We start from the raw sequence: 2,984 nt of genomic DNA, 5'->3' as shown, positions 1-2,984 counted from the left end.
TTATGACAGCTGGGATGAATTCAGATCCCCCCAGAGGTCAAAACCTCGCCAGCACCATCGTGCTGGTAGTGGCTTGGCTTTTGGGGAATATCTGGGCACTGCAATGGCTATTTGAGTCATTTAAGTACGCATCACTGCTAAATCTGATGCTAATCGGTGTTGTGCTCATGGCTTGTTTGGTACAGCTATGGCGCGATCGCTTAATTGTAAATGTGTCAGCAACTCCCACCTTAAGACTCTATCCACTGTTGCTAATGTTAGGGTCTGGGATTAGTGCGATCGCATTCAGGTGGTTGGTGTATATCCCACAACTCAATTTACTCAAGAAGCCTTGGGGTCATCGGTGGTAAGTGTGGCGGATGGCTATCAAAACATCCGGGAACGTGAGAACCCTGTGTCTAATGACCGGGGATGAAACGGACGCGACGGGGTTCACCCCGCCGTGTCCCTCTTAAGCTTTGTCTATCTCACTCCTGATCCAGCGCTCAAGAAACTCCCCCACACTACTTCCAGAGTCTTTGGCTGAAAGCTGTAACCACTTCCAGGCGGTATCGGTCAAAAAGACGCCGTGCTGCTTTTTTAGTTCATCGTAATAGACTGGTATTCCTCTCATTCGTTTTTTAGTTTTTCGATCTTCAGTACTTGACATTGTCTAGAACCCTAAAGTATACTAATAATAATCTAGCAAGACAAGGAGTTGATGTCATATATATAGGACGATTCCAGTAAAGGCGACTTTTTCAGATGAAGAGAAAGGTTTTTGGTTGTTTCAATGCCGACAAGCAAACAGCTTAATAAATTGCGCTATTTATTATGTAAAAAACAAGCATTATGATTGGTTGCGCGAACAACCTGAAGCCTACAACACTTATTGGCGTGACGACACCCTCAAGTTTGGCTGGAAGACTTATAAATGTGCGGTAAGATATCCTGAATTAGACAAAGCTCTCAAGATGAGTCCACACTATAAGGCTATGGCTGCTCAGTCAGCTCAACAGACCTTAAAGTCAGTGGGAGAGTCTTTAACTGGTTACAACCAATTAGTTAGTAAATACTACAAAGGAGAAGTTGATAGGCCAAGGCTTCCTAGGTATCGCAAAAAAGGAGGATTGGCTGCTGTTACTTTTCCTAGACAGGCTCTTACCTACAAACAAGGCTTGTTCTACCCATCGGTTAGCAAAGAATCTAAACCCGAATTAATTTGTGACGTAGTCTTAGATCCACCAGCCTTTGTTGACCCAGATTGGGTTAAAGAGGTAACCGTTCGACCATATTTAGGGCAGCTATGGATCAATTGGGTTATAGACGATGAGAAGCAACCAGTAGAAAACAACCCAAATCTTGATTATTCTCAAGCATGGAGCTTCGATCATGGTGGGGATAATTGGCTAACCGGCGTCTCAACTCATGGGAAGAGTTTAATCATTGACGGTCGAAAGCTGAAGTCAATGAACCAGGGTTATGCTCGCCTGGTCGCAAAGTATAAAACAGGAAAACCTGAGTTCTATTGGGATAGCAAGCTTGATCGGGTGCAGCGGAAACGAAATAACCAAATGCGGGATGCAGTCAACAAAACCGCTCGCTTTATTATTAACCGCTGCCTCAGCGATCGCATTGGAAATATTGTGATTGGATGGAATGAGCGGCAAAAAGATTCGATCAATATGGGTCGCAGAGGTAATCAAAACTTTGTGGCAATCCCCACGAAGAGGTTGATTCAAAGACTGAAACAAATGTGCCCTGAATATGGCATTAAGTTGACAGTAACCGAAGAGTCTTATACGAGTAAGGCGTCGTACTTAGACGAAGATCCATTACCTAAGCACGGTGAAAAACCCAGTGGATGGCAACCTTCGGGAAAAAGAGTAAGACGTGGACTCTACAAGACTGCAAAAGGATACCTAGTTAACGCAGACTGCAACGGCGCAGGAAATATTACTAGGAAAGTAGCCAAACAGTTAGGTCTCGATCTAACCAAGATGGGTAGGGGAGCTTTGACACTCCCACATCGTTATGACATTTTTAAGTATCTTAAAAAATCATACCGAATGAGCTGTGTTCGCGAAGCGTCGCCTTTGGCCGTAGGCCACGCTGCGCGAACGGCGATAGTCGCACGGGAAAACCGCTGCGACTTCACAACCTCATAGAATCCCCCGTGTTTCAACCGGGGGAGATGTCAAGACATTGTCAGTCCCTATTCATCCATGATTGTGCTGGTGAATGATGAGCAACGAAGGATGCTCAAAGAAGCAGAAGCGTCGAGCGATCGCTTTGACCGAGAGGTGGAAACTGGGGAAGAACAGTTGAATCAGCCGTCTAATCCCTTTACTGTTTCCGGTGTTCCTGAACCAGAGGTATGGATGTTGATTTTGATCAGTGCGATCGCACTTTTGATTATTAGCAAACGACAAAAAATTACCGTTGACGGTTAACGCTCAATAGTTGTCAATTATTTCATCAATTAGCAAGTGGCGTAGGGTGTGTTAGGGGCGGGATCGGCCTGATTTTATCGGTTCCCAGTGTTAAAAAACCGAGCCCCGTAACGCACCACCCCCTCTTTGCCCTTTTTACTTTTTCAGACAACACGAGCCAAAATCTCTCCAGCAACTCGCTCCCCTGATTCCAACGCTGATTCCATTCCAGGAGATGCGATCGCAGTATGTTCCCCAGCAAAGTGAATTCGATTCCAGGGTTTAGCCATCTTGTCCTGAAATCCGCGAATTTGTCCGGGGGCAAAGTGAGCATAAGCTCCCTGAGCATAAGGATCACTACCCCAGGAAACCACACGGGCTATCTCCACATTACTTTCAGTAGCAGGGCGAATTCGCTTCAGTTCAGCCTTGACACGACCACCAATGCGATCGCGTGCTTCCAATACCGTTACCGAAATCCCCTTTGCCTCTAATAGCAACGCGCTATATAAACCGGAAAGACCAGCACCGATCACCACTACTGAGGTGGGCTTAATCGAAGCAGATGCAGCA

4 protein-coding genes and 1 pseudogene are annotated in these 2,984 nt (G+C 45.9%); 3 read left to right on the top strand and 2 right to left on the bottom strand.

From position 1 onward, the window contains the following. Nucleotides 1-350 (top strand): annotated as a pseudogene (locus F6K37_RS36515) (hypothetical protein); the annotation flags it as partial. A 101-nt stretch (nucleotides 351-451) separates the two neighbouring features. Here the strand turns inward: F6K37_RS36515 and F6K37_RS36510 are convergent. After that, entirely contained in the window at nucleotides 452-649 is a 198-nt protein-coding gene (locus F6K37_RS36510) for a hypothetical protein (RefSeq protein ID WP_008181567.1), read from the bottom strand. A 58-nt stretch (nucleotides 650-707) separates the two neighbouring features. Between F6K37_RS36510 and F6K37_RS36505 the strand changes: the two genes are divergently transcribed. Together F6K37_RS36505 and F6K37_RS36500 are read left to right on the top strand one after the other, a co-directional pair. Beyond that, nucleotides 708-2,147 (top strand): RNA-guided endonuclease InsQ/TnpB family protein, encoded by a 1,440-nt coding sequence (locus F6K37_RS36505; RefSeq protein WP_229414406.1) that lies wholly within the window; start codon nucleotides 708-710, stop codon nucleotides 2,145-2,147. A gap of 57 nt (nucleotides 2,148-2,204) precedes the next feature. After that, entirely contained in the window at nucleotides 2,205-2,432 is a 228-nt protein-coding gene (locus F6K37_RS36500; RefSeq protein ID WP_008181562.1) for a PEP-CTERM sorting domain-containing protein, read from the top strand. A gap of 143 nt (nucleotides 2,433-2,575) precedes the next feature. Here the strand turns inward: F6K37_RS36500 and F6K37_RS36495 are convergent. Then, nucleotides 2,576-2,984, bottom strand: a 409-nt coding sequence (locus F6K37_RS36495) for an FAD-dependent oxidoreductase (RefSeq protein ID WP_287255870.1), incomplete at its 5' end; no start/stop codon positions are given.

The organism is Moorena sp. SIO4E2 (genome assembly GCF_010671945.1).
In the GTDB taxonomy this organism is placed as follows: Bacteria; Cyanobacteriota; Cyanobacteriia; order Cyanobacteriales; family Coleofasciculaceae; genus Moorena; species Moorena producens.
Note: the sequence above shows the minus strand (reverse complement) of the source record. Positions and strands in the feature narration are given on the sequence as shown.